This window comes from Polyangium sp. 15x6 (assembly GCF_029960785.1).
Lineage (GTDB): Bacteria > Myxococcota_A > Polyangia > Polyangiales > Polyangiaceae > Polyangium.
Map to the genome: position 1 here is coordinate 1 of NZ_JASBQE010000037.1, position 24,244 is coordinate 24,244.

Sequence of the window (24,244 nt, forward strand, 5' to 3'; positions counted from 1 at the left end):
GCCCGCAGCCGCGCCTCCCGCGGCCTCCGCGCCCGCAGCCGCCGCCGCGCCGGTGGAAGCGCCCACGCCCGCGCCCGCGCCCGCGAAGCCGCGGATCTGGTCGAAGGGGCGTTTTGCCTGGATCCACCCCCAGCCCGGGGCGAGCCACGCCTGGATCGGATACCTCGCGCTCGGCAGCTCCGTGCCGCTCAAAGGAGGCAGCGTCGAAGCCGCGCGGATCCCAGGTTATGCCGGCTGCGACGCCTGGTACGCCGTCGAGCCGCGCGGTTACGTCTGCGCGGGCGCGACGGCGACGGTCGACGAAAAGGACCCAGCCATCGTCATCCTGCGTCGCGACGCAGCCGACGTGAGCTCGCCCTGGCCCTACCAGTACGGCGAATCCATTGGCGCTCCGCGTTATGACCACATCCCGACGCGCGCCGAGCAACGCGAGGCAGAATGGGACCTCGAAAAACACGAGGCCAACGTCGAAAAAGCGCGCGCCGCCGCGGGAGACCCCGCCGCGATCGCCGCCATCGACAAGTCCCTGGTCGGCGTCGACCTCGCCCCCTCCGGCGAGGGTCCGCCCGAGCTTCTGCCCTTTGGCCCCCTCGTCCGGGAAAACCGCAAGTTCGTCCAGCTCGGCTCGACGATCGCGTTCGTACGCGCCTTCGAGTCCGGCGGTCGCACCTTCGTCCTCACGGCCGACCAGGCGATCATCCCGAAAGATCGCATCAAGCCCTACCCACGCTCGACGTTCCACGGCATCTCGCTCGGCGACGACGTGAAGCTGCCGCTCGCCTTCTTCCGGCAGAAGCCGCGTCCAAAATGGAAGCAAGGCGAAGACGGCAAGCTCGTGAAGACCGACGAGACGTTCCCGCGACTCGGCTGGGTGGGCCTGACGGGCTCGCGGATCGAGCAAGACGGCAAGGCGTTCGTCGAGACGAAGGAAAGCGGCATCTACGTACTCGCCGAGGACGCGCAGATCGTGGAGGCCGTCACCGAAGCGCCCTGGCTCGCCGACAAGGACCCGAACAAGAGCAAATGGGTCGACGTGCGCGTCCTGAACGGGACGCTCGTCGCCTACGAAGGTCTGCGCCCGGTCTACGCGACGATGATCTCCCCGGGTCGCGGCGGCGTCCCCTATCCAGGCATCGAGCCGCTGAAGACAGCCTCCACCCCCGTCGGTCTCTTCCGCGTCGACGGCAAGTTCCGCACGGCGACGATGGTGTCGAGCTCGGACGAGAACCTCGTGCATTCCGAGGTGAACTGGGTCCTGAACTTCAGCGGCCCCCACGCACTGCACGGCGCCTACTGGCACGACGCCTGGGGCGAGCCGAAGAGCGGCGGCTGCGTGAACCTCGCCCCCACAGACGCCAAATGGGTCTTCGACTGGACCGACCCCGACGTCCCCGAAGGCTGGCACGGCATGCGCGCCGTGAGGGAGTTCGGTCAGAGTACGATCGTGCGGATCCGGCGGTAGATCGGTAGCGTAGCGCCGGGGTTTCACCCCGGGCCCGACCAGGGGCTGTCCGCCCCTGGACCCGGACCAGGGCAAGCCCTGGACCTCTGGGCATCGACTGCGCGAAGCGCAGTCGATGCGGGGAAATCTGTTTGTAGCTATCCGCCCCCTGTGCAGCGCAAGCCCTGGACCTCTGGGCATCGACTGCGCGAAGCGCAGTCGATGCGGGGAGATCTGTTTGTAGCTATCCGCCCCCCTGTGCAGCGCAAGCCCTGGACCTCTGGGCATCGACTGCGCGAAGCGCAGTCGATGCGGGGAGATCTGATTGTAGCTATCCGCCCCCTGTGCAGCGCAAGCCCTGGACCGCTGGGCATCGACTGCGCGAAGCGCAGTCGATGCGGGGAGATCTGTTTGTAGCTATCCGCCCCCCCGTGCAGCACAAGTGCTGGACCGCTGGTGCATCGACCGCGATGCGGTCGATGCAAACGGGAGGCTCAGCGGGGAATTTCGAGGAACGCCTTCGCGAGTTGCATCGCTCGCTCGGGGTCGACCATGTTCAGGTAGGCGATCTTCCCCTGCAGGTACGCCTCGAAATGCGGGATGTTCTCGCGGTTTTGCGCGGCGAGCCCGGTCTTCTTCGCAGCGTGCAGGATCGCGCGGAGCTTGCGAACCTCCTCGCGCGGCATCCCGAGCTTGTCGTTCACCACGATGCCCGTGACCTCTTGCCGCCCGCCCGCATGCTGCACCCGACCCTTCTTCGGGTTGATGGCAAACCCCTCCTCCTGCACGATGTGCCGCACCCGCGCGAGCAGGATCCCAAGGTCGCTCCGGCCCTTCTTCTGGCCACCCTTGCCATCGTCGACGAGCTCGTTCGCCGCGGAGAACGTGAGATCGTCCGCGTACCGCGTGTACGTCCAGCCCATCTTGCGCGTCATGCCCGTGAGGCGCCGATCGAGCTTGCGCGCGACCAGATTCGAGATCGCCGGACTCGTACACGCGCCCTGCGGCAAACCACGCTCGCCCACCGCCACCCAGTACGTCGTCCCGTCATAGACGACCTTCCGCCGCGGCGACTCCGTGCAGATCAACGCAAAGATCGTGGCCACCGCAGGCGAGTACCCGATCGACTCGAAGAGCCCACGCACGCGGCCGAACGTGATCGTCGGGAAGAAGTCCGAAAGGTCGAGGTTCACCACGGTCCCGCGACCAAGATGCGCCCGCGCATTCGTCACCGTGGATCGCCCCTTCACGAACCCATGCGCCTCGCCCTCCACCGAGAGCTTCGCGAGCACATTCTGAAGGACCCACTGCTGCGCCTTCGAGAGCGCCTCGTGCGGCGCCGAGAGCAAGCGCGTGCCGCCCGAGCGCTTCGGCACCTCGAAGTACACGTAATGCGGCTTCTCGACCGCGTCGTTGTGATAGCAGAGCCAGCGCAGCCGCGGGATCGGCACCGAGAGCGCCTTCGCGACCTCCGCAGGCGTCGACAGCAAGGGCAAACCCTGCTTCCGCAGCTCCTCGACGTTCGCGCGTCGATCGCCGAGGCAGCCGGACACGCCACGACCGAGGAAGATGATGTCCTCGGCGCGACGCTTGGCGACGGCCTCCGCGAGCTTCTTCTTCCGCTCGGCCGCGAGCCGCTTCTTCTCCGCCTTGCGCTCGGCCTTCTGACGGCGAAGCTCCTCGATCGCCGCGTCCGCCTTCTTGCGGGCCACGACGGTCGCCATGCTCGCGGCCTCGTGGTGCTTGAGCCAGAGATCCCCGACGCGGTGGATCTCCTCGAGCTGCTGCTCCGTGAGCAAGCCGCGCAGGATGAGGCCCCGATCGATCAGCGCCGTCCGCTCGTCGCTCTGCGGCGGGATCGTGTCCACGCGCCCGATCCACGCCGTCTGGTACGGGTTGATCTTGAGCGCGCGCTTGCGCATCTCGTCCGCCGACAAACCGAGGATCCCCGACGTGTCGTACGGGTCCTTCGGCTTCGGTTTGTCCTTCTTCTTCTTGTCGGGCGTCGCCGCCGCCGCCGCCGGCGCAGGGCTCGACGTGAACGTCGCGACCGCCGGGTTTTTCCCGCCCGCGCCGCTCGTCGTCGAGGTCGAGGACGTCTTCGTCGACGTCGACGCACCGGCTTGCGGTTTGTCGCCCGGCTCGTTTTTCCCGGGCTCACCCTCGCCGGGTTTGCCGGTGCCGATGAAGGACTTGACTTTGTCCCAGAAGCCCACGGCAACTCCCGCTAGATCGAGGTTGCGACGCGCTTCGCCCGAGCGCTCGGGCGAGCGATCCTTGATGCACCGTTCGACGCGCCGTCCAGCCCTCCAAGGAAGCCCGTCCGCCCGACTACTCGCCTAGGACCACGTCCGATCACCGAGGCCCTAGGCCCCCTACCGGCATCCAGACCCAAGGGTCCGCTGAGTGGATGCTGGTAGGGGGCTTTAGGGCCAAAAGAACATCGGGCGCGGGGACGCATGGGGGAACGAACTCCGCCACGGCGGAACGCCGCAGCATGGTGGGCTCGGGCGGACGGACCTCCTTGCAAGGCTGGACGCGAGCGCGTCGAACGAGACGACAAGACCATTCCTACAACGACTTCCTACCAAGAAGCCAGGCCAGACAGAGGACGGATGCACGCTCGGCGCGGAACCGATCCGCGACGCGCTTCACCTCGGCGAGCACGTCGGGCGGCAGCGCGAGCCGCTCCTCGACAGCATCCGCAGGCGTACGGGTGGCGAGTAAACGCGCAAGCGTGACGTCCGCGAGCGCGAGCGCCGTGGTCCACGATCGCTCCGCCTGGATCCGCGGCATGGCCACGTCCCAGGCCTGCTCCAGCACCCGCGACACCGTGGTGTTCTTCCGGTTCGCGGTCTTGCGGATGTCGTCGAGGATCTGGCGCGGAATCGGAAAACTCTCGCCCGACGACCACTTCGACGCCTTCGCCGGCTCCGGCGCGGGCTCGGGCTTCGGCGCCTGCGGCAGCGCGCGGCTCGAGAGCACCATCTTGAGCGCGAGCAGATGCCGGCAAGGCCCGGCGCGGAGCCCGCTCTTGTAGAAGTACGAGCACGAGCACTTCGCCTTCTTGATGGCGAGATCCTCGTCGAAAATCGCCTCGCAGCTCGTGCCCTTCGCCTTGCCGACGACCGCACGCCGGCCGTCCGAGAGCAGCTCGTCGCGATCGATCGTCACGCCGTTGCCCCGGGCCATCGCGCGGCCCTCGACGAGCTCCGGATGCTCCGGCCCGATGAGCGCCTCGCTCAGCACGGCGGGCATGACCTGCCGATAGCGATACACGCGATCGGCGTGGTCGTAGATGAGCTGTCCACGCTTCGCGAGCTGGTGCAGCGCGGGCACGAGGCTCTCCTCGGACGCGCCCGTCGCCGCGGCGATCGCGGGCAAGGTCGCGCGTTGCTCGTTCTGGAGGAACCGATCGGCCTGCACCATCGTGCGCGCATCCGGCTCGTACGCGCCCGCGAGCAGATCGAGCCCCGAGCCGCTCGTCCAATCGTTGGTGGTCCAACCGCTCAGCGCGAGCACGAGCCGCATGTCGCCCATGTGCGCGATCCAGATGCTCGGCAAACCCGAGCCGAGCAGCCGCACCTCGACGCGCTCCGTGAGCGGAAGGACGCGGGCGAGCGCGAAGAGCCGCCGGCGGCCCCAGATCTTGACCTCCTCGGTGATCTCGCGAGCCACGGCGGGCGCCGAGCGATACGGGCCCAGATGGCCGCCCGCTCCATGGCCGCCGATCTCGAGCCCGCCGTCGTACACGGGGCCGCGCGACTGGATCTCGATCCCCCACGGATCGAGGATGATCTTCGGCGCCTTGCCCGGCGTGAGCACGAATCGGATGCTGCGCGGCCCGCTCTTCTCGCGGTGGCGCTTCAGGTGCGCGAGGATCGCGTACACGACCTCGACGGGCAGATCCACGCGGCGGCTCGGCAAGCACGTCGAGGCCTGGATCTGACCGAATCCACGCAGCCACGAGGGCGGCAGATCGATCTTCTCCTCGCGGTAGTCCGCCATGCCCTCGACCTTCACGTCGAACCCGGCCGGATCCACGGAGAGGCGCGTCTTGCGGTAGCTCCGCAGCGTCTGGAAATGCTCGTAGAGCGCGATCGAGTAGTCGACGTTCGTCGTGCCGAGCCCCGCCTCCTGCGAGCCCACGAACGAGTCGCGGTCCACGGACAAACAGCCGTAGCTCGACTCGTCCTTGGAAAAACACTCGAAGAAGACCACGTCGGGCGCGACGGTCACGACCGGGTCGCACGGCACGAGGTGGCGGAAGAGCTCGGGATCGTTCCGCGCGAGCTCGTTCGCCCACTTGACGCGCGCGTCCCAGTAGAGGCGATGCATCTTGCGGAAATCGCGGTCGAGGTTCGGCGGGATCGGCTCCTTCGCGAGGCGCGCGAGCTCGGCCCGCTTGGCCTGATCGAAGAGCTGCGCCTTGAGCTCGGCCTCGCGCTCTTCTTCGGCCTTCTTCCACGCCTGGTACGCGGTCTTGTCCTTCTTGCGGAACTTGAGATCGCCGACGACCACGTCGTGCAGCGCGCTCATGGCCTCGCGGAAGCGGATCGCGTCCTTGAGCTCCGCGTCGAAGAAGGTCTTCGGCCGCGCCAGGTTCGGGGAAAAACGCACGAGCAGGCTCTGCGCCGCCCCGAGCACGCCGCTCTTGCCCAGATAACGGAGATCGACGTTCACGCCCTCTCCTCCTGGAAGAGCGAAAGCTCCGGCAACTTGCGCCCGATCGCGCTGCGAAGCGCGGGGGCCTGGAAAGCCGCGCGCGAGACGGCCGCGAGCGCCGCGCGCCGCTCCGGCGGACGCACGCTGCGCAGCGCATACCCGAAGAGCCCCACGAGCGGCTCGGCCTCGCCCGGGTGCGCCACGATGCGCGCCGCGATCTGCGAGAGCGCCGTGCGCTTCTGCTTCGAGCCGCGGTGCACCGCGAGGATCGTCGTCGCCCAGATCCGCTCGAGCGTCGCCGGCCCAAGCGCCTTCTCGCGCGCCACGAGGTGCGCGAGGAGAAACGCGCGTACGTCGTCGTACGGGCTCTCCGCGAGAGCCGACCAGAGCGCAGGATCGTCCTTGAAGCGCACGTCGCGCTCGAAGAGCTGGAGGGCTTCGCGCCGCACGTCGTCGTACCGCGCATCCACGAGGTCCCGGACGTGCGTCATGCGCGCATCCTTGGAGGTCGAAAGGATCGACACGACCCACTTCGCCGCGGCCTCGCGCACGCGCGGCGCGCGCGCCGAAGCGAGCCGCAACATCGCCTCGATGCCCTTGATCCCGGCCGTCTTCTTGGTCATGGCCCAGTCGAGCCCGAGCTCGGCGACGGGCGCGACCGGCGAGCACGCGAGGTCCACGCACTGATCGAGCGTGAGCCGCGCCGGCGCGACGTGCTTCTTGATGGCTTCACAGAGAAAGCCGAGCGCCGTGGGGTTGTCGATCTGGAGCAGCTCCAGCCACTCGGCCACGGACAGGCTCGAAATACCCTCGGCCGTGCGCAGGAGATCGGCCGCGAAGACCTGCACCTCCTCGTTCGGGCTTGCGATGAGCGGGCGCAGGCGCGCCATCGTCAGCGAGCCGAGCTCGCGCGGGTACCACGCCTTGAGGATCTCCACCGCGAACACGCGCACCGTGCGGCTCTTCGCGGTCGTCACGAGCGCGAGCACGCCCTCGAACGAGCCCTTCCACGCCTCGGGCCAGAGCGGCGCGGGCTCGAGCTCCGCGAGCGAACGGTCCTTCGCCACGCGGATGCCGTCCGGGTGCCGATCGAGCACGGGCGAGCCGTGATAGAGGGCGTGGAGCAAGCTCCAGGCGTCGAGCAGATGCTCGGGTTTGTCCAGGTGATCGTCGCGGTAGAGCACGAGCGCCTTGCGGATCGCCTCGCCGTACCGGACGGGATCCTTGCGCCCGATGTCGCGGAAGTAGCGCAGGACGCGGCGGCGCAGGTAGTTGCGCGTGGCCTTCGAGAAGTGCGGCGCGCTGTCGTTGCGGCCCCAGAAGCGGGTCGGGTGTTTGCCCTCGCCCACGAGCGTGCGCACCTTCAGGGACTGCCGGCTCGACCAGTCGTAGCGCTGCTTCTCCACGAGCTTGCGCGCGACGAGCCGGTCGAAGGCGACCATGAAGTGACCGACGAGCTCGTCGTCGTGCGCCTTCTCGGCGAGCTTGAAGAGGCTCTTCACGAGCGGCCGGTGGTGCGGCCTGTCGCAGCCGTCGGCGATGTACGCGACGAGCGTGCGGCGCGCGAACGGACGGCTGTCCTTCATCCACCGATCGGCGAGGGATTTGAGCTTCTTGCCCGCCGTGAGCGAGAGGACCTCGTCGACGTAACGGTCGTCGCCCGCCTCCCAGTATTCATCGAGGAGAAGGTTCGATCCGGTCCGCGTGCGCGCGTTCGCCATGCGAAGGCCGAGACGATAGGCAAGTTGGACGCGCGCGGTCAAGGGGCATGGCCCTCGCGCCGCAACAACCCCCAAAAACCTCCGACCATTTCCACCCCCGCTTCCAATCTTCCACCCGAACGGTTCGTCCACGATCCGCGTTGAGCGCGCGCGACCGATCCTTTACGGTGTCTTCATGAGAGCGCTTCGATTCTCGCCTGGGACGCTTGCCATTCCCCTCGTCTCGCTCCTCGCCGCAGCCGGCTGCGGCAGCGGTGGCGATACCGATCAACTCTTCAACAACCCGTCGGGCTCGAGCAGCGGCACGTCGGTCGGCGGCGGAGGCGGCGCCGGCGGTGACGGCGGCGCGAGCGCCGGCGGAATGGGCGGCACGGGTGGGGACGGCGGGATCGGCGGGACGGGCGGCGCCGGTGGCGGAATGGGCGGCTCCGGTGGCTCCGGCGGATCGGGCGGCTCCGGCGGCGGCGGTCCGGCATGCGCGCCCGAGGGGCCGTTCGACGGCGCGCCCGTCGAGGCCGCGCCCGGGGAATGGACGTGGGTGCCGGTCCCCGAGGCGAAATGCCGCAACGGCAGCGCCACCGGCTTCGGCGTCCGCATCAACCCGGAATCGACGAAGCTCGTCATCTTCCTCGAGGGCGGCGGCGCGTGCTTCAACGGCACCACGTGCAACATCAACCCGAGCTCCTTCGGGCAGAGCAACTTCAACAACTGGAAAAACGGCGGCGGGAACAACGGCATCTTCAGCACGTCGAACGCCGCGAACGCCGTCAAGGACTGGAGCTTCGTCTACGTCCCCTATTGCACGGGCGACGTGCACGCCGGCAATGCCCCGGACGCCGACGTGCCGGGCACGCTCTCCCCGAAGGGCCAGCAGTTCGTCGGGTACGCGAACATCGGCCATTACCTCAAGCGCATCATCCCCACGTTCAAGGGCGTGACCGAGGTCCTGCTCACGGGCGTGAGCGCGGGCGGGTTCGGCGCGTTCTACAATTACGATCGCGTGGCGCAGGCATTCTGCCCCACGCCCGTCGCGCTGATCGACGACTCCGGCCCCCCGATGGGCGACACCTACATGGCGCCCTGCCTGCAGCAGCGCTGGCGCGATCTCTACAACTTCCCGGACACGCTGCCCGCCGACTGCGCCGAATGCACGCTCCCGAACGGCGGCGGCCTCGCCAATGCCTGGAAGCTCCTCGGTCAGAAATACCCCGAGGCCTCGCTCGGGCTCGTCTCGTCCGACAAGGACAGCACGATCTCGCAGTTCTATGGCTACGGGAAGAACGACTGCCAGAACATCGACGGCCTCTTCCCGTCGGCGCTCAGCGGCGCTGAATACACGGCGGGCCTCGAGGAGATCCGCGAGAGCTTCCTCAAGCAATCGCCCGCGTGGAGCAGCTATTTCGTGAGCGCCACGACCCATACCTACCTCGGCGGCAATGGTTATTACAACACCAACGTGGATGGTACGGCGTTGAGCGGCTGGGTGAAGGGGATCGTCGACGGCGCGGCCGCCACCCACGTCGGGCCGTAACGAAACGGCAGGCGGATCAACTTTCCGCTCTTACCGAATTTTCCGGGTGCCAGGGGCGGCACCCTGGACTATGTTCCGCCCATGAACAGCACGCGCACCTATTTCCGCCGCGTTGCGGTCTACTGCGGGTCCTCCGGCGGCGTCGGGACGCATTACCTCGACGCCGCCCGCGCGGCCGGCGCTTACCTCGCCGAACGCGGCATCGATCTCGTCTACGGCGGCGGCCGCGTCGGCATGATGGGCGCCGTCGCCGAAGGCGCGCTCATGAAAGGCGGCAAGGTCTACGGCGTCATCCCCGAGAAGCTCAAGTCCCGCGAGCTCGCGCACGAGGGCCTCACCGAGCTCTTCATCGTCGACAGCATGCACGCCCGCAAGACCATGATGGCCTCGATGGCCGACGCCTTCATCGCCCTCCCCGGCGGCTGGGGCACGCTCGAAGAGGTCTTCGAGGTCGTGACCTGGTCGCAGCTCAACTACCACAAGAAGCCCGTTGGCCTGCTCAACGTGCGCGGCTACTACGATCACCTCGTCGCATTCCTCGATCACGCCATGACCGAGGGCTTCATCCGCCCCATTCACCGCCCCCTCTGCGCGTCGGCGGATTCGATGGAAGCGCTCCTCGACCGCCTCTCGAAGCTCCAGATCCCCGATATCGGCCGGTGGATCGACAAACCTTGAACCGACCCCGCCCGATCCCCACACCCTCGCCTCGATGACCGACGAACGAAAAATCCCGGAAGGACGCCTGGGAAGGCTCGCGCGGCTCGCCGCGGTCGGGGCGCGCACGGGCGCGAGCCTGATCCGCGGGACATCGGCCGCGGACGCGGCCGCGCACAAGGCCGCCGAGATGCTCGGCACGCTCCGCGGGCTCGCCGCGAAAGCCGGGCAGATGGCGAGCTACGTGGACGGCATGGTCCCCGAGGCGCAACGCGAGGCCTACGAGACGGCCATGCGCAAGCTCCGCAATGCGGCGCCGACGTCGTCCCCGGCGGCCATCCGCGCCCGGGTCGAGGAGGAGCTCGGGGCGCCGATCGACAAACTCTTCGCCGAATGGGACGAGCAGCCGTTCGCGAGCGCCTCGATCGGCCAGGTGCACCGAGCGCGGCTCGACGACGGCCGCGAGGTCGCCGTGAAGGTGCAGCACCCCGGCATCGAAAAGGCCGTCGAGAGCGACCTCGAGAATGCCGACGTCCTCGGCGGCATGGTCGCGGTGCTCGGGCCGAAGCGCCTGGAGCCCAAGGCCGTGCTCGCCGAGCTCCGGGCGCGCTTCACCGAGGAGCTCGATTACGAGCTCGAAGCCCGGAGGCAGCGGGCGTTCACGGCGTTGCACCAGGGCGACCCGGCGATCCGCATTCCCGAGGTCATCACCGAGCGGTCGAGCAAGCGCGTGCTCACGAGCCATCTCGTGACCGGAAAAACCCTGGAAGAGGCCTGCGAGGCGGACCAGGCCATCCGCGAGCGTTATGCCGACACGCTCTGGCGGTTCGTCTTCAAGGGCAACCTCGTCGGCGGCATGTTCAACGCCGACCCGCACCCCGGCAATTACCTCTTCCAGGACGACGGCTCGATCATCTTCCTCGATTTCGGCTGCGTGCAGCCCATCGAGGGCGAGCGGCTCACGCTCGCGCGAAACCTCCACCTCGCGGCGCTCCGCCGGGACGAGCTGGCGTTCGGCGACATCGCCACGAAGATCCTCCTCACGGAGGGCGGCACCTACGAGCGAATGGCGGTCGCGTACTCGCGCCGCTGCTTCGAGCCGATCTTCGCCTCGCCGTTCCGGATCACGCGGCCCTACGCGGCGAGCCTGGTCGACGGCATCCGGGAAATGAAGGACGAGGTGCTGTTCAAGAAAGACGGCAACTTCGTGCAGCTTCCGCCCGGCATGCTCTTCATGAACCGGCTCCAGTTCGGCTTTTATTCGGTCCTCGCCCGCCTCGAAGTGACGATCGATTACGCGGCCGTGGAGGAGAAGTTCCTGCGGGAGGCGAGGCTCGTCTGATGCGAGGGCCGTTGTGAAACGCGCCCGTCGGCTTATACTCCGCCGAGGTCCGTGATGCAGAGGCTCCCCCTTCCCTTCCTCATGCTCGCCCTCTTCGCGCCTGCTTCCTGCGGCTACGAGGAGCCGGACATGCCCTCCCAGGACGCGCTCTACGACGAGCCGTGGAGGCCGAACGACTTCTACCTGCAGGGCTCGGGCGGGCACGTCGTCAACGCGACCATCGGCGAGGGGACGGCGATCGGGCCGGTCGTCAACGTCGGCCTCTACGCCGAGGACGACGGCAAGGCCCTGCGCGGCCTCGTGCTCGGCAAGACGCTGAGCGCCTCCGTCCGCGGCTCCGCGATCGAGGGGCTCTGGGGCGCCGAGCCGCTCCGGCTCCGCGTGACGCGCATGGAAAAGCGGCAGCACGTCGAGGGCCTGCTCCGCGGCCGCATCACCGATCTCTGGATCGGGCCCGAGGCGATCACGGGGACCGTCGGCCTCTGCGGATTCGATCTCGCGCGACGCGGGCACATTTACGAAGGGTCGCTACGTTGTGGGGGTTCGATGGAGCTCGTGAGCGTCCGGATCCCCGAGACGTTCGCGAGCTGGGGCGAGACCGCCTCGGCCGCGATGGTGGCTCTGCTCCTCTCGGGTTGAGCGCCTGCACATCATTCGTATTCGACGCCTGGGGTAGCCCCCTCGCCCGAAATTCTTTTGCGCGCCCCCCTTCCGGAGGCACGAGAGATGCTTACGTTCCGTAACCCGGCGAGCATCACCCTCCGCCGCGTCTTTCGCCGGGCTGGACGCGGGCCTGGAGACCACATTGAACAAACTGAGGATCGCGGGCCCCGCGAAGGAGCCCGCACGCAAGCGTCGGCCGCGTACGCCCAAGGGCCCCACGCCCCAGGCGCCGCGCGCGGCTCCGATCCAGGACGCGACCGATCTCTACCTGCGTGGGCTCGAAGCGAGCCAGCCGCTCACGCGCGAGGCCGAAGCCGAACTCGGGCGTCGTATCACCCTCGCCGAGCGCGACGCGCTGTCCGCGCTCGTCCGCTCCCCGGCCAGCGTGCACGCGCTCGCCGCGATTGCGGAGGAAATCCGGTCTGGCCAGACGAACCCGCGGGACCTCCTGCTGAACGGAGAGGCCCCGGACGCGGCGGACACGGCGAGCCGCCTCGTCGACGCGCTCGAACGATCGCGCGCGCTCGCCTCCGAATCGGGGAACGACGCTGCATTGCCCGCGGATCTCGCGGACGCGTTCGACACGCTCCGGGTCGACCCGACGCTCGTCGAGCGGCTCGATCAGGCGCTCGCCGCGCACGCGAAGGTGAGCTCGGCCGAGGAGCGGGCGCGCATCGAAGAGGCGCGTGATCGCTCGGCCAAGGCGCGGGCGCGGGCGGCGTTCGAGAAGGGTGAGCTCGTCCGGGCGAACCTGCGCCTCGTGGTCGCGACGGCGCGCCATTATGGGAGCCGCGGCGTCCCCCTGCTCGATCTCGTGCAGGAGGGCAACCTCGGCCTCATCCGGGCCGCCGACAAGTTCGACTATGCGCGCGGGTATCGGTTCGGCACGTATGCGGCGTGGTGGATCCGGCAGTCGATCGAACGGGCGCTCCTTTATCAGGGCAAGGACGTTCGCATGCCGGTGCACCTCACGGCGAGCCGGCGGCGGGTGCTCGGCGCGGAGCGGGCGCTCTCGCAGAAAAACGCGCGATTGCCCTCGCAGGAGGAGATCGCGGAGAGCTCGGGCGTGCCGCTCGACAAGGTCCAGGCGGTCCGCGCGCTCTCGCTCACGCCGATCAGCCTCGACGCGCCCATCGGCGACGAGGGCGATTTTCGCTTCGGCGACACGCTCGCCAGCGAAACGGACGCCCCCGACGAGGCGCTCGTGCGCACCCGCATGCGCGAGGCCGCGAGCGCGATGCTGGAGACGCTCACGCCCCGCGAGCGCGAGGTCCTCCGGCTCCGTTATGGCCTGACGGGCGAGGACGACCATACCTTGGAGCAGATCGGCCGCTCGTTCTCGCTGAGCCGCGAGCGAATCCGGCAGATCGAATCGAAGGCGCTGCAGAAGCTCCGCACCTGGTCGGAGGAGCGGGGGCTCGGTTCTTATCTGGAAGGCTTGCGCTGAGGGCCGAGCCCGTCCATCGATGGCGAAGTCCATCGATGGACGCTCGGCCTCCCGCGCGGATGGCTTCTCGGTGGGCTCGATCCGTGGCAAGCTCCCCTTTCGCGCCCCTTCGAGCCCGATGCATACGCCCGACGTTTCCTTTCTTTCGCGACGGATCGGCTCTCATCAGACGCGCTTCGAGCCGCCTATGCTGCTCGTCATCGATGTGATCGGCGCCGTCTCGACCACCGAAGCGGCGGCCATCAAGCGCCTCCTCTACGAAGCCGGCGAGCGAATTGGCGCACCGTACGACATCCTGGCCGACGTGAGCCGCATGGGGACCTTCGATCCGCACGCGCGCGCGGTCTTCCGGCACGTCGAACGAAAATACCCGTTTCGACGCGTCGCCATCGCCGGGCCGAGCTTCACCACGCGTGCGATCCTCGGGATGCTCGAGCGCGCCGGACGTGCGCTGTTTCCCCAGCATTTCGCGTACACGGCCGAGTTCTTCGCGAATACCGAGGAGGCGCGCCGCTGGCTCGCCGAGCCGCCCCCGCGCGCTTGAGCGTCAGCCCTTCGACCGCAGACGCACGCCCATGCCGACGAGCTTGCGGAATGCGCCCGGCAAAACGCGCTTCACCCTCCAGAGCCAGCGCGCGTCGGCCATCGGCACGGCATATAGCTCATCGCGCTCCACCGCCGCGAGCGCCGCGAGGACGACCTCCTCGACGGGCCGGCCGCCCGCCATGAGTTCGTCCGCCATCTTGCGGGTCTCCGGATCCGCGAAGCGCCCCGAATTCACGATGTCCGTCTTGAAAAACGTCGGACACAGAACGGTCACGCCCACGCCCGTGTCGTCGAGCTCCACGGCCAGGGTCTCCGAGATCGCGATGACGCCCGCTTTCGCGGCGTTGTAGGCGCCCATGCGCGGCGCGCAGAGCAGCCCCGCGGCGGACGCGACATTGAGGATGTGGCCGGCCCCCTGCTTTTTCATGCGGGGAACGAAGACGTGGCAGCCGTGGATCACGCCGAAGAGGTCGACCTCGATCGTCCAGCGCCAATCCGTGAGCGAGAGATCCCCGACGAGCCCGCCGCTGCTGACGCCGGCGTTGTTGACCAGGAGGTCGACGGGGCCTTCGCACGCATTCGCGAGCGCCTCCACCTCCTCGATTTTCGTCACGTCGCAGCCGAGCGCCTTGGCCCCTGCGGCGCCGCGCGCGAGGGCGAGGCGCGCCGTCTCCTCCGCTGCGCCCGGGTTGATGTCGGAGAGCACGAGCCGCGCGCCGCGCGCCGCGAGCTCGAGCGCGAGCGCGCGACCGAAGCCGCCCCCTGCCCCGGTGATGACGCTGCATCCCGATGATCGAAGTCCCATGAAGTTCTCCTCTTCCTCGTCTCCTGGCCCCGCATCAGAGCCCGACCCGCGCCGACCCGTCAATGGCGCTCACACGAGCGGGACCACTTCGTAGGGCGCGGGATCGAAGCGCCGTGTCTTCAGGCGAAACTCGAAGGTGAAGCCGGGCCAGAGCGTGGTGTTCTTGCCGCTCCGGGTCTGATACCAGCTCACGCATCCGGTCGACCAGACGGTGCGGGGAAAACGCGCCTGGAGCCTCCGGTTTTCCTGGCTTTGCGCCTCGGGCCGCACGTCGACGAACTTCCAGCGCCGCGCCTGCATGGCCTCGATGCAGCTCATGACGTACGCCGCCTGCGATTCGATCATGAACACCATGGAACTATGGCCCAGGCCGACGTTCGGCCCGACGATCAGGAAGAAATTGGGAAACCCCGCGATCGTCGTCCCGCGATAGGCCTCGGGTCCGTCGCGCCACGCGTCGTTCAAAGCGCGCCCGCCCCGCCCGCGGATCTCGAACGGCGCCACGGCCTCGGCCGCCTGGAACCCGGTCGCGAGGATGAGCGTGTCGACCTTTCGTCGGGCTCCGTCGCTCGTCCGGACGCCCTCCGCCTCGATGGCCTCGATCGGATCGGTGACGAGCTCGACGTTCGGCCGGAGCAGCGCCGGGTAATAATCGTTCGAGAGCAGGACACGCTTGCAGCCCATCGTATACGCGGGCGTGAGTTTCTCCCGCAAAACCGGATCCGGCACGCTTTTCGCGAGGTACGCCCGCGCGAGCCGCTCCGCGAGCTTCATGATGCGCGGCTCGGCGACGAACCCCAGGGCGAACATCTCGTGCCACCAGTATTGACGGAGGCGGGCGAGCCGCTGGAGGAGCGGCACGCGGGCGAACCATTCGCGCTCGGAAAGCGAGATCGCGCGGTCGCGCTTCGGCAGGATCCACGGCGGCGTGCGCTGGAAGAGGTGGAGACGCCCGACCTTCGCCGCGATGGCCGGCACGATCTGGATCGCGCTCGCCCCGGTGCCGATGACCGCCACCGTCTTGCCTTCGAGATCCGCGGAATCGTCCCAGCGCGCCGAATGAAAGGTTTTTCCGCCGAACTTGCCGAGGCCGGGGATGTCCGGCAGCGCCGGCCGGTTGAGGCCACCGCAGGCCGAGACGAGCACGCGCGCCGTCGTCGTGCGCCCGTCGCTCGTCTCGACCCGCCAGAGCCCTTCCCGCTCGTCGAACGTGGCGCCTCGGACCTCGGTGTTCAGGCGGATGTGGGGGAGCAAGCCGTACTTCCGGGCGCAAGATTCGAGGTAGGAAAGAATCTCGGCCTGCGGCGCGAACATGCGTGTCCAGCGCGGGTTCGGCTCGAACGAGAACGAGTAGAGGTGCGATTCGACGTCGCACGCCGCGCCCGGGTAATGGTTGTCGCGCCAGGTGCCGCCGACGTTTGCTGCCTGCTCGAAGATCGTGAAGTCGTGGATGCCGGCCTGCTTCAACCGGATCGCCATGGCGAGGCCCGCAAAGCCGCTGCCGACGATGACGATGGGGGTGACCGAGCCCGAAACGCGCGCGCGTCGCATGCTGTTGACTCCCGTTCAGTAGCGAGTCGAAGATACCGGCTGTTGAACTGAAGTCAACAACAAACCGGACGATTGAACATCCCGGGCGTCGGGGGTATAGGCTCGCCTCATGAAGAGCCGAGCAAGGCCGAGGCCCGCCGCGCGCCCCCCGGCGGAGGCCGAAAAAGGGCCCGCCGCGCGCGCGCGACTGGAAGTCGACGAGCGCCGCGCCCAGCTCCTCGCGCTCGGCCTGTCGATCTTCAGCGAGCGCTCCTACGACGAGGTGTCGATCGACGACATCGCGCGCGCCGCCGGGATCTCGAAGGGCCTGCTTTATTATTATTTTCCGACGAAGCGCGATTTTTACGTGGCCGCCCTGCGCGCGGCGTCGAAGGAGCTGCTCGACGAAACCCTCGGTACGACAAAGGACGCCTCGCCCGAGGCGCAAGTCGAGCAGGGCGTCCGGACCTACCTCGCGTACGTGGAGCGCCGCGGCGCCGCGTACGTCGCCCTCATGCGGGGCGGAATCGGCTCGGATCCAGAGGTCGCAGCGGTGCTTGAGGAGACACGCTCGACCTTCCTGGGCCGCATCGTCGCGGCCCTGCCCCCCGAGGCCATGGGCCCGCTCGTCCACACGGCGATGCGCGGCTGGATCGGGTTCTTCGAGGCCGCGTCGATCGACTGGGTGGCGCGGAGATCCGTGCCGATCGAGCAGATCGTCACGCTCGCGAAGGTGCTGCTCTTCGACGCGCTCCGCGCCGCGACGGAGTTTTCCCAGACGAACGAGCCCGCCCCGCCGAAGAAAAAGCGTCCCGCGAAGGCGCGCTGATCAGAGCCAGGCCGCCGCGAGCGAGCGGGCGCGGACGTTCTCGGGCACCTCGTGGAGATAATGCGAGCGCAGCGCCTCGTCCGGGATCTCCGCGGCGCGCGCCTCGATCCGGCCCATGACGTCGCGCAGGGCTCGCGACGCTTCCTCCATCTCGCCCTGCTCGGCGCACGCCTCGGCCATCACGAGCCGCGCCTCGATCTCGACATACCCGCCGCCGTCCCGGCCGAGCGTCGCGCCAATCTCCCGGGCGAGCGCGCGCGCCTCGGACGCCTTTCGCAAAAGGACGAGGCAACGCACGAGGAGCGTCGTGATCCAGAGCTTGCGCAAAGGGACCCGCGCGCAAAGGGTGAGGGCCGCGCGCGCCTCGCGGGCGGCGTCCTCGTAGGCGCCGCGGTGGAGGAGGATCTGCGCCCGGAGGCCACGCGCCCAACCGCGATACCCGTCGCTCACGCCCGAGGCCGAAAGCACGCGCGCGGCGATGGCCTCCGCCTCGGCCCATTTCGTGTCCTCGCCGAAGCCGACGAGCAGCGCCGCGAGGTGGAGCTCCGATTGCAGGAGGGCAAACGGTCCCCGGATGCGGCGCGCGAGATCGACGGCGGACCGGAGCGCGCGCTCGCCGGCCTCGCGCTCGCCGATCTCGCCGAGGGCCTGGCCGAGCCGATTCAGCGCGGTGATGTGGTTTCTGGCATCGCCGATGGATTCGAACGCGGAGACGGCCCTGCGCGTGAGCTCGAGCTGGCGAAACGGGGCGCGCTCGAAGGCGCGGAGCTCGTCGCTCTCCCCGATCGCCAGGGAGCCGACGACGTCGAGGTCGAGCGCGGGCATCGACGCCGCGAGCCGCTCGGCGCGGTCGAGCAAGGCGCGGCAGAGCGCGCGCCGTCCGTACGACGTGAGCAGGGAGGCGGCGAGCGGGGCCCAGAGCAGGTAATCGCGGCGCGCGTCGGGCTCGGGCTCGAAGTCGATGAAGCGGCTGCCCATGCGGAGGAAATCATCCTCCGCGCCCACGACGAGCGACGCCCACGTGCCGTGGAAGAGGAGCAAGCACTCCCAGCGGCTGCCGCGCGCGACGAGCGGCAGCGCTCCGACGCTCATCCGGTGCGCCGGTTCGAGCTCCGAGCGCCAGCAATGCGCCATCGCGCAGAGCGTCTGCAGGTTGCCGAGGACTTCGCCCGCGGCGCCGCACCCGATCCCGCGCTCGGCGCAGAGGAGCGCGCCGGAGAAATCGTCGCGGTCGAACGACTGGCTGCCCGCGCGGAGGTAATGGGCCGCGGCGTTCTCGGGGTCGTGACCACGCTGGAAATGCTCGGCGAGGACGAGCGCGTCGGGCTCGCCGGCGCGCTTCAGCCACTCCCCGGCGAGCCGATGGCCGAGGTGTCGATCCTGATCGGTGAGCATGGCGTACGCGCCCTCGCGGATGATCGCGTGACGGAACGTGTACTCCTCTTGCCCGGCGAAACGCGAATGGTGCCGCCGCGTGACGAGCTCGCGTGCGCAGAGATCCGAGAGCGACGCGGCGAGCGGCAAGCCGTCGCCGAGCAGCTCGCAGAGGCCGCTCTCCCAGAACACCTCGCCGAAGATGCTCGCGGCCCGGAGCAGCCGGCGCGACTCGGGCGCGAGCGCCGAGAGGCGCGCCTCGACCATGCCGAGCACCGTGTCCGGCAGCTCGCCGCCCCGACCGTCGGCGACCGCGCGGATGAGCTCCTCCAGGAAAAACGCATTTCCCTCGGCGCGCTCCACGAGCGCCGCGCCGCGTTCGGCCGCGACGTCCCCGCCGAGCACGGCCGACACGAGCTCCGTCGCGGCGCGCTTCGGCAAGGGTCCGAGCCGGATCTCGTGCACGTTCCGGCCCGACCAGAGGCGCGGGAAGACCTCGTGCACCGCGGGCCGCGCGAACGCGAGCACGACGAACGGCACGTCGGTGAGGTCCCGCAGCACGGCGTCGAGGACCTTGAGCGAGGGCGCGTCTCCCCAGTGCAGATCTTCGAGCACCACGAGGATCGGCCGCGTCGCCCCGACCGCCGCCGTGAGCGCGCGGTACGCCGACTCGATCTGATCGGCCATGAGCTGCGGGTTCTGACGCGCCGCGCGCAGGCGCGGGCTGCCGTCGTCGGGGAACGGCGCGCCCGCGAGCTCGCCGAGGAACTCCATGATCGTGCGTTGCTCCGCCGCGTCCGAGAAGATCGACGTGAGCAGCTCGATCTTGCGGCGCTGCGCCTCGATCCGCTCGCCCGCCGAGATCTGCAGGATCTCGCGCAGCGCGCCCGCGAGCAGCGAGTAGGCCGATCCGGCGCCGATCGCGTCGGGCCGCGCGATCGTGCAACCGACGTTCGTGTGGCGCTCCTTGATGACGCGCAAGAGCTCCTGCCGCAGGCGCGATTTGCCCATCCCCGGCGGCGCCGTGACGAGCACCGCCGAGGGGTGACGCTCCTCGAAGCTCTCGGCCACGAGGTCGAGGATGTTCCGGAGCTCGCGCTCGCGGCCCACGAAAGGGCTCGGCCTGCCGAGGAGCGTGCGGCTCTCCTGCCCCGTCCGGCGCTCGCCACGCAGCGCGATCCGTCCTTCCTGCTCGACCAGCTCGAAGCGCGCGTCGAGCAGCGCGCGCGTGTTGTCGTCGATCCGAACGGGCGCGCCCTCCTGCTTCTCGGCGAGCGCCTCGTCGAGCAGCGCCGCCGCGCGTTCGAGCGCCTCGCCGACGGGAAGGCGGTTCGTGGACTCGCCGCGCCCCGTCACGAGCACGACGGCCGCCTCGGGCGCCGCGAGCTTGACCCACGCGGCGCAACGCGCCGCGTTCGCCGCTTGATCCACCACGCTGCCCTCGCCGAGCAGCACGGCCACGACCGCGCCGGAGGAGAGCTCCAGGGCCCGCGCGCCGAGCGGCGTGGCCACGCGCCGCACCGCGGCGACGAGATCCCGCGGCGCCTCGCGATCGAGCGGCGGCGCGACCGCCACGATCGAGACGAGCCGCCGCTCCGTGCCCGTCAGCGACGCCCGCGAAGGCTCCCCCGTGGAGACGGGCGGCCTCGCGGTCAGGTCGATGCGATCGAGGATCACGCGCACCGCCGCGCCGTCCTCGGGGCGCACCTCCGGGTCCTTGGAGAGCAAACGATGGACGAGCGCCGTCAGCGGCTCCGGCGCGTCGGGGCGCAGATCCCGGAGGCGTGGCGGCTCTTCGAGCAGAAGCTTCGCGAGCAGGGCCATCGGGTGCGCGCCCTGGAACGCGGGTTTTCCGGCCAAACACTCGTACAGGACACACCCGAGCGCGAACAGGTCCGCCCGCGCGTCGGCGTCGCGGTCGCCGCGCGCCTGCTCCGGCGCCATGTATCCGGGCGTCCCCAGGATCGATCCCGTCCGGGTGAGCGCGCCCGTGACGCCGCTCTGCGCGATGCCGAAATCGACGATCTTCACGCGATCGGCAGAGCCGCCCACGAGGAACAGGTTGCTCGGCTTCACGTCCCGGTGGACGATCCGCCGCGCGTGCGCCGCGCCGAGCGCCTCGGCGACGTGGCGAGCGAGGGACAAACTCTCCTCGATGGAGAGCGCGCCTCGCTCGAGGCGCGCGAGCAGGCTCTCGCCTTCGAGCCATTCCATCGCGAGATAAGGTTCGCCCGAGGAGGCAATGCCATGGGCCACGTAGCGCACGACATGCGGGTGCTCGAACGTCGAGAGGATACGCGCCTCCTTCAGGAAACGCGGGGCCGCGTCGCCCTCGGGATCACGCAGCACCTTGAGCGCCACGGGCGTGCCCGTGCTCCGGTCGACGGCGCGCCACACCGTCCCCATCCCTCCGGATCCGGCCCGCTTCCCGAGCTCGAACCGTTCGTCGATCACCTCACCGGATCGCATTGAGATTCAGGATACCCTGGAGAACCGACGCCCACAAGCATGCTCGCCGGGCGACGAAACGAGGTCCTTTCGCCTTCGATTCGTGGCTCGGGAGCGTACCTTCGCGCCATTCGGAGATTTCCCGTCGGGGAAGACCACCGCGCGACCGGGACGGTTACGGCAGACTCGCCATTTCAATCGGCTTGCGGCAGGTCGCGAATCCGCCCGCGCAATGCCCCGACTGGAACATGGGCCCGCGCGGCGCGCTCGTGCCCGGCAAAAAGCCCGCCGCGCCCCATCGCCCATCGAAGCGGAACGCCCGCCCCGCGAGCGCGCTCTCGGGCACGTCGTCGAGCCGAGAGAGCCCGCCGCCCTCCCACGTCCGCCAGGGCCGATCGCCACACGTCGCGAGATCGTCGCACGACGAGGCGGCCGATTCGAACCACGCGAGGTCCGAGCGGTCGGCATAGGTCGCGTGGGTCCCGCGCGCGGACAGGACGACCGGATGCTCGCCCTCCCTGCGGAGCCGAGACCACGTGAAAAAGGGCCCGGGATTGTTGTCCTCGTGCCGGGCGAGGTACGCGCCGAGCGGGCGGCCCTCCTCGTCGAGGCGCACGGTCATGTGCTCCCAGTCGCTCTCGTGCTGAAAAAAAAGCGGCCCGTCGTTGTACGGATAATAAAACCAGTATTCGAGGTGAATTCCGCCGCTCGCCCGCGGGTAGACGTTGACGTAGGTCACCCAGTCCTCGGGCCGCTCGCTCCCTTTGCGCACGTCGTCGTCGAACGCCCTGCGCGCGCGGCGCACGCGCGCGGCGCCCTCCACGAAATCGGACTTTTCCATGACCCAGGGGACCGACGCCGGGAGCGCGCGATCCTCGCGATCGAGAAGGACGACGGGGGCAAACGTACGAGCGAGCTCGGCCTCGCGCTCATCGGAGAGCCCGTCGCCGTCCCTGTCGCCCGACGCGAGCGGCGGGGGCGGCGTGCCGACGGCCGCGTAGACCGGGTCCATCCACGCCTCGCGCAAATCGCGCGCGTGTCCGCTGCCCAGCTCGACACCGGCGAGAGCGAGAAAAAGGACGGATACGGACGCGAGACGAGGATGACGGCGCGCCCTCCGGGGCGAGAAAACGAGCGGGACGAACGGCATGAGGCGGGCAACCTTTGCACGCACCCCACCCTCGCCGCAAGACCGGCCTGGACGTTATTGCGAACGAGCTGCATGTTTTCGTTTTAATGCTCGGGCCGCTCGTCCGGCGGCCTCGGCGCTCTCCATACGAGTGGAACGACCGCGCCCACCGCCACATAGACGGCCTCGAGCGCATGCCCGAGGAGCGCGATGGCGATCGCCTGTGGCAGCGTCGCGCCGAGCACGTCGGCGCTCCACGCGAACGCCCCCTCGCTCACGCCCACCTGCGCCGGGACGAACGCGCCCACGGCGAGCGCGACCATGCTCGCCCCCTCGGCGACGAGCGCGCGCGAAACGCCCGTCGCCGCGCCCACCGCGCGGGCCAGGATTGCATATTGCGCGACCTGGAGCGCCCGACCGAGGAGCATCGCGGCGATCGGCCCCGGCGGAAGGAGGCTCGTCTCGCAGGCGCGCGCCTGAAAAGCCTGGACATGCGCCCCTGCTCGCCCGGACAACCGGCCGGCGAGCGAGCCGAGCCACCGCGCGCGCATGGCAATCCGGATTCCCGTCCCCGCCGCGACGAGGAGCGCGGAATGGAGGGCGAGCGCCATCGTGATCGGCGAGGCCCCCGAGAGCGCATACGCGGCGGCCGCGCAGGGCACCGAAATGATCCCACCGGTCACGAGCGTCACGGCTTGCCCCGTCGCGGCCGCCGCCGTCGCCGCTGTCGGGCCTGCCCACGGCGCGAGCAATGCGGCCTTCGTCGCCTCGGCCGCCGTGCGCCCGGCGGGCGCGATCGACGAGACGGCCCGCGCCACGAGCGCCGCGCGCACGAGGACACGGGCGGGCAGGAGCCTCCCTTCGGCCGGGCCATAGGCCGCATACGTCGCGAGCGCGTCCGTCCCGACGCGCGCTCCTTCGAGGAGCACGACGAGCGGCAGCCACGGCGCCGCGCCGCGCAGAATCAGGCAAAGCGTACCCGCGCCCGCCTGCCGCACGAGCGAGACGACGACCCCGATCCCGAGGGCCGCGAACGCGATGCGCACGCCCCAGCGAAGCGCGGAGACCCAGGCCCTCCGCTCCAGCATTTCGTGTCGCTCCACGTTTCCCCCGCGAAACCAGGCGAGGCGCTCGCGCGGCCTCGTCCCTGGCTCTCGCCACGGACGTGCCAGCGCGACGCGCCCTCGCGATCGCGACGAAATGGGAAATGGTGCGATCAACGAAAACGGCGCGCAACGTGGGGTTCCGGGAGGCCCCACGCCGCGCGCCCCATGGGAATTCGATCAGGCGGAGGTCTCAGCGGCCCTGGCCACCCGTCCGTCCGCCCTGCTGCTGCTGGCCGCCTTGCGTGCCCGGCTGCGTGCCCTGCTGCTGGCCGCCTTGCACACCAGGCTTCTCGCCGATCAGGATCCGGGTGACGTGCAGATAGGCCTGCGCGCCGGCCAGCTCATTGGCCTCCTGGGAAGACAGTCCCCATTGCTGCTGCGCGAGCTGCGTGTTCGGCGACTGCCGGATCTCGCCCACCAGGGCGACCTGATCCCCCTTTTGCAGCTTGTGCTGGCCCTGCTGCAGCGCGCTCCGGGCCTGGTCGTCCAGGTAGACCGGCACCGTCCGCTCAGCGCTCGGGCCGACCCAGAAGACCCGATCGTTCGAGACCTTCTGCACCTGCGCCCCGACGAGGTCGACCTGCCGATTGAAGAGCGTCGGGCGGTCGGGCGTGACGAGCACGATCGTCAAATCACGAATGGGTTCCGGCGCGGGCTGCGCTTGCTGCTGCCCAGCGGCGGGGGGCGTCCCCGGCTGCTGGACCGCCGCTCCTTCGCCGCCCTTACGCACCTCGGCCCCGGCTTGACCGCCGCGGTCGCGCTCCTGGCAGCCCGCCACGGCGAGCGCCGCGAAGAGGCCGGCCACGCTCACCAAACGAAAAGATCTGCGCATCGCGCTCCTCCCGTCGTTCATTGCAGAGCTCCTCTCGCCCTCGATTTCCGCCGAGGACGCCGCCCCCATTCGCTGCAAGTCCCGATCCGAGATCCCACTTCGATCGCCGAACACGCCCGGCCGGGACGAGGTCTCTTCCTTGCATTCCACGGCTCGGCCCCGACGCCGAAGAGGAGCG

17 protein-coding genes are annotated in these 24,244 nt (G+C 69.5%); 8 read left to right on the forward strand and 9 right to left on the reverse strand.

Annotated elements, in window-relative coordinates; translation table 11 throughout:
• Window positions 1-1,462: L,D-transpeptidase (locus QHF83_RS25780; RefSeq protein ID WP_282420590.1), on the forward strand; the 1,462-nt coding region annotated here is incomplete at its 5' end.
• 473 nt (window positions 1,463-1,935) lie between these two features.
• On the opposite strand, the gene QHF83_RS25785 is transcribed toward QHF83_RS25780, so the two are convergent.
• From QHF83_RS25785 to QHF83_RS25795, 3 genes are all read right to left on the reverse strand, one after another.
• Window positions 1,936-3,657: a reverse transcriptase domain-containing protein gene (locus QHF83_RS25785; RefSeq protein WP_282420591.1), complete on the reverse strand. Its 1,722-nt coding sequence runs from the start codon at window positions 3,655-3,657 to the stop codon at window positions 1,936-1,938.
• 355 nt (window positions 3,658-4,012) lie between these two features.
• Window positions 4,013-6,124 carry an SWIM zinc finger family protein gene (locus QHF83_RS25790; RefSeq protein ID WP_282420592.1) on the reverse strand — a complete coding sequence of 704 codons (2,112 nt, stop codon included), beginning with the start codon at window positions 6,122-6,124 and terminating at the stop codon, window positions 4,013-4,015.
• Complete coding sequence (locus tag QHF83_RS25795) at window positions 6,121-7,827, reverse strand: hypothetical protein (protein WP_282420593.1); 1,707 nt, start codon at window positions 7,825-7,827, stop codon at window positions 6,121-6,123. The genes QHF83_RS25790 and QHF83_RS25795 overlap by 4 nt, the downstream gene beginning before the upstream one ends.
• Before the next feature lie 175 nt (window positions 7,828-8,002).
• On the opposite strand from QHF83_RS25795, the gene QHF83_RS25800 reads away from it, so the two are divergent.
• The 6 genes from QHF83_RS25800 (at window position 8,003) to QHF83_RS25825 (ending at window position 14,011) form a co-directional block, all read left to right on the forward strand.
• A complete protein-coding gene (locus QHF83_RS25800; protein ID WP_282420594.1) occupies window positions 8,003-9,358 on the forward strand; it encodes a pectin acetylesterase-family hydrolase in 1,356 nt (451 codons plus the stop codon).
• An 81-nt stretch (window positions 9,359-9,439) separates the two neighbouring features.
• Window positions 9,440-10,036 carry a TIGR00730 family Rossman fold protein gene (locus QHF83_RS25805; protein ID WP_282420595.1) on the forward strand — a complete coding sequence of 199 codons (597 nt, stop codon included), beginning with the start codon at window positions 9,440-9,442 and terminating at the stop codon, window positions 10,034-10,036.
• A gap of 34 nt (window positions 10,037-10,070) precedes the next feature.
• Window positions 10,071-11,357 (forward strand): AarF/ABC1/UbiB kinase family protein, encoded by a 1,287-nt coding sequence (locus tag QHF83_RS25810; protein WP_282420596.1) that lies wholly within the window; start codon window positions 10,071-10,073, stop codon window positions 11,355-11,357.
• A gap of 81 nt (window positions 11,358-11,438) precedes the next feature.
• Window positions 11,439-11,996, forward strand: a complete 558-nt coding sequence (locus QHF83_RS25815) for a hypothetical protein (protein ID WP_282420597.1) — start codon at window positions 11,439-11,441, stop codon at window positions 11,994-11,996.
• A gap of 166 nt (window positions 11,997-12,162) precedes the next feature.
• A complete protein-coding gene (locus tag QHF83_RS25820) occupies window positions 12,163-13,467 on the forward strand; it encodes a sigma-70 family RNA polymerase sigma factor (protein ID WP_282420598.1) in 1,305 nt (434 codons plus the stop codon).
• A 187-nt stretch (window positions 13,468-13,654) separates the two neighbouring features.
• Entirely contained in the window at window positions 13,655-14,011 is a 357-nt protein-coding gene (locus QHF83_RS25825) for an STAS/SEC14 domain-containing protein (protein WP_282420599.1), read from the forward strand.
• 3 nt (window positions 14,012-14,014) lie between these two features.
• Here QHF83_RS25825 and QHF83_RS25830 read toward each other — a convergent pair whose 3' ends face one another.
• On the reverse strand, window positions 14,015-14,818 hold the full coding sequence (locus QHF83_RS25830) for an SDR family NAD(P)-dependent oxidoreductase (RefSeq protein ID WP_282420600.1): 804 nt from the start codon (window positions 14,816-14,818) through the stop codon (window positions 14,015-14,017).
• A 69-nt stretch (window positions 14,819-14,887) separates the two neighbouring features.
• Complete coding sequence (locus tag QHF83_RS25835) at window positions 14,888-16,369, reverse strand: NAD(P)/FAD-dependent oxidoreductase (RefSeq protein ID WP_282420601.1); 1,482 nt, start codon at window positions 16,367-16,369, stop codon at window positions 14,888-14,890.
• A gap of 109 nt (window positions 16,370-16,478) precedes the next feature.
• Between QHF83_RS25835 and QHF83_RS25840 the strand changes: the two genes are divergently transcribed.
• Entirely contained in the window at window positions 16,479-17,177 is a 699-nt protein-coding gene (locus tag QHF83_RS25840) for a TetR/AcrR family transcriptional regulator (RefSeq protein ID WP_282420602.1), read from the forward strand.
• On the opposite strand, the gene QHF83_RS25845 is transcribed toward QHF83_RS25840, so the two are convergent.
• From QHF83_RS25845 to QHF83_RS25860, 4 genes are all read right to left on the reverse strand, one after another.
• Window positions 17,178-21,020 (reverse strand): serine/threonine-protein kinase, encoded by a 3,843-nt coding sequence (locus QHF83_RS25845; protein ID WP_282420603.1) that lies wholly within the window; start codon window positions 21,018-21,020, stop codon window positions 17,178-17,180. It lies immediately after the preceding gene.
• Window positions 21,021-21,174: 154 nt separating this feature from the next.
• The gene (locus QHF83_RS25850) at window positions 21,175-22,011 is read right to left on the reverse strand and encodes a hypothetical protein (RefSeq protein ID WP_282420604.1); all 837 of its coding nucleotides are present in this window, start codon (window positions 22,009-22,011) and stop codon (window positions 21,175-21,177) included.
• 221 nt (window positions 22,012-22,232) lie between these two features.
• Entirely contained in the window at window positions 22,233-23,231 is a 999-nt protein-coding gene (locus QHF83_RS25855; protein ID WP_282420605.1) for a hypothetical protein, read from the reverse strand.
• Window positions 23,232-23,424: 193 nt separating this feature from the next.
• Window positions 23,425-24,066: a hypothetical protein gene (locus QHF83_RS25860; protein WP_282420606.1), complete on the reverse strand. Its 642-nt coding sequence runs from the start codon at window positions 24,064-24,066 to the stop codon at window positions 23,425-23,427.
• Between the last annotated feature and the right edge of the window lie 178 nt (window positions 24,067-24,244).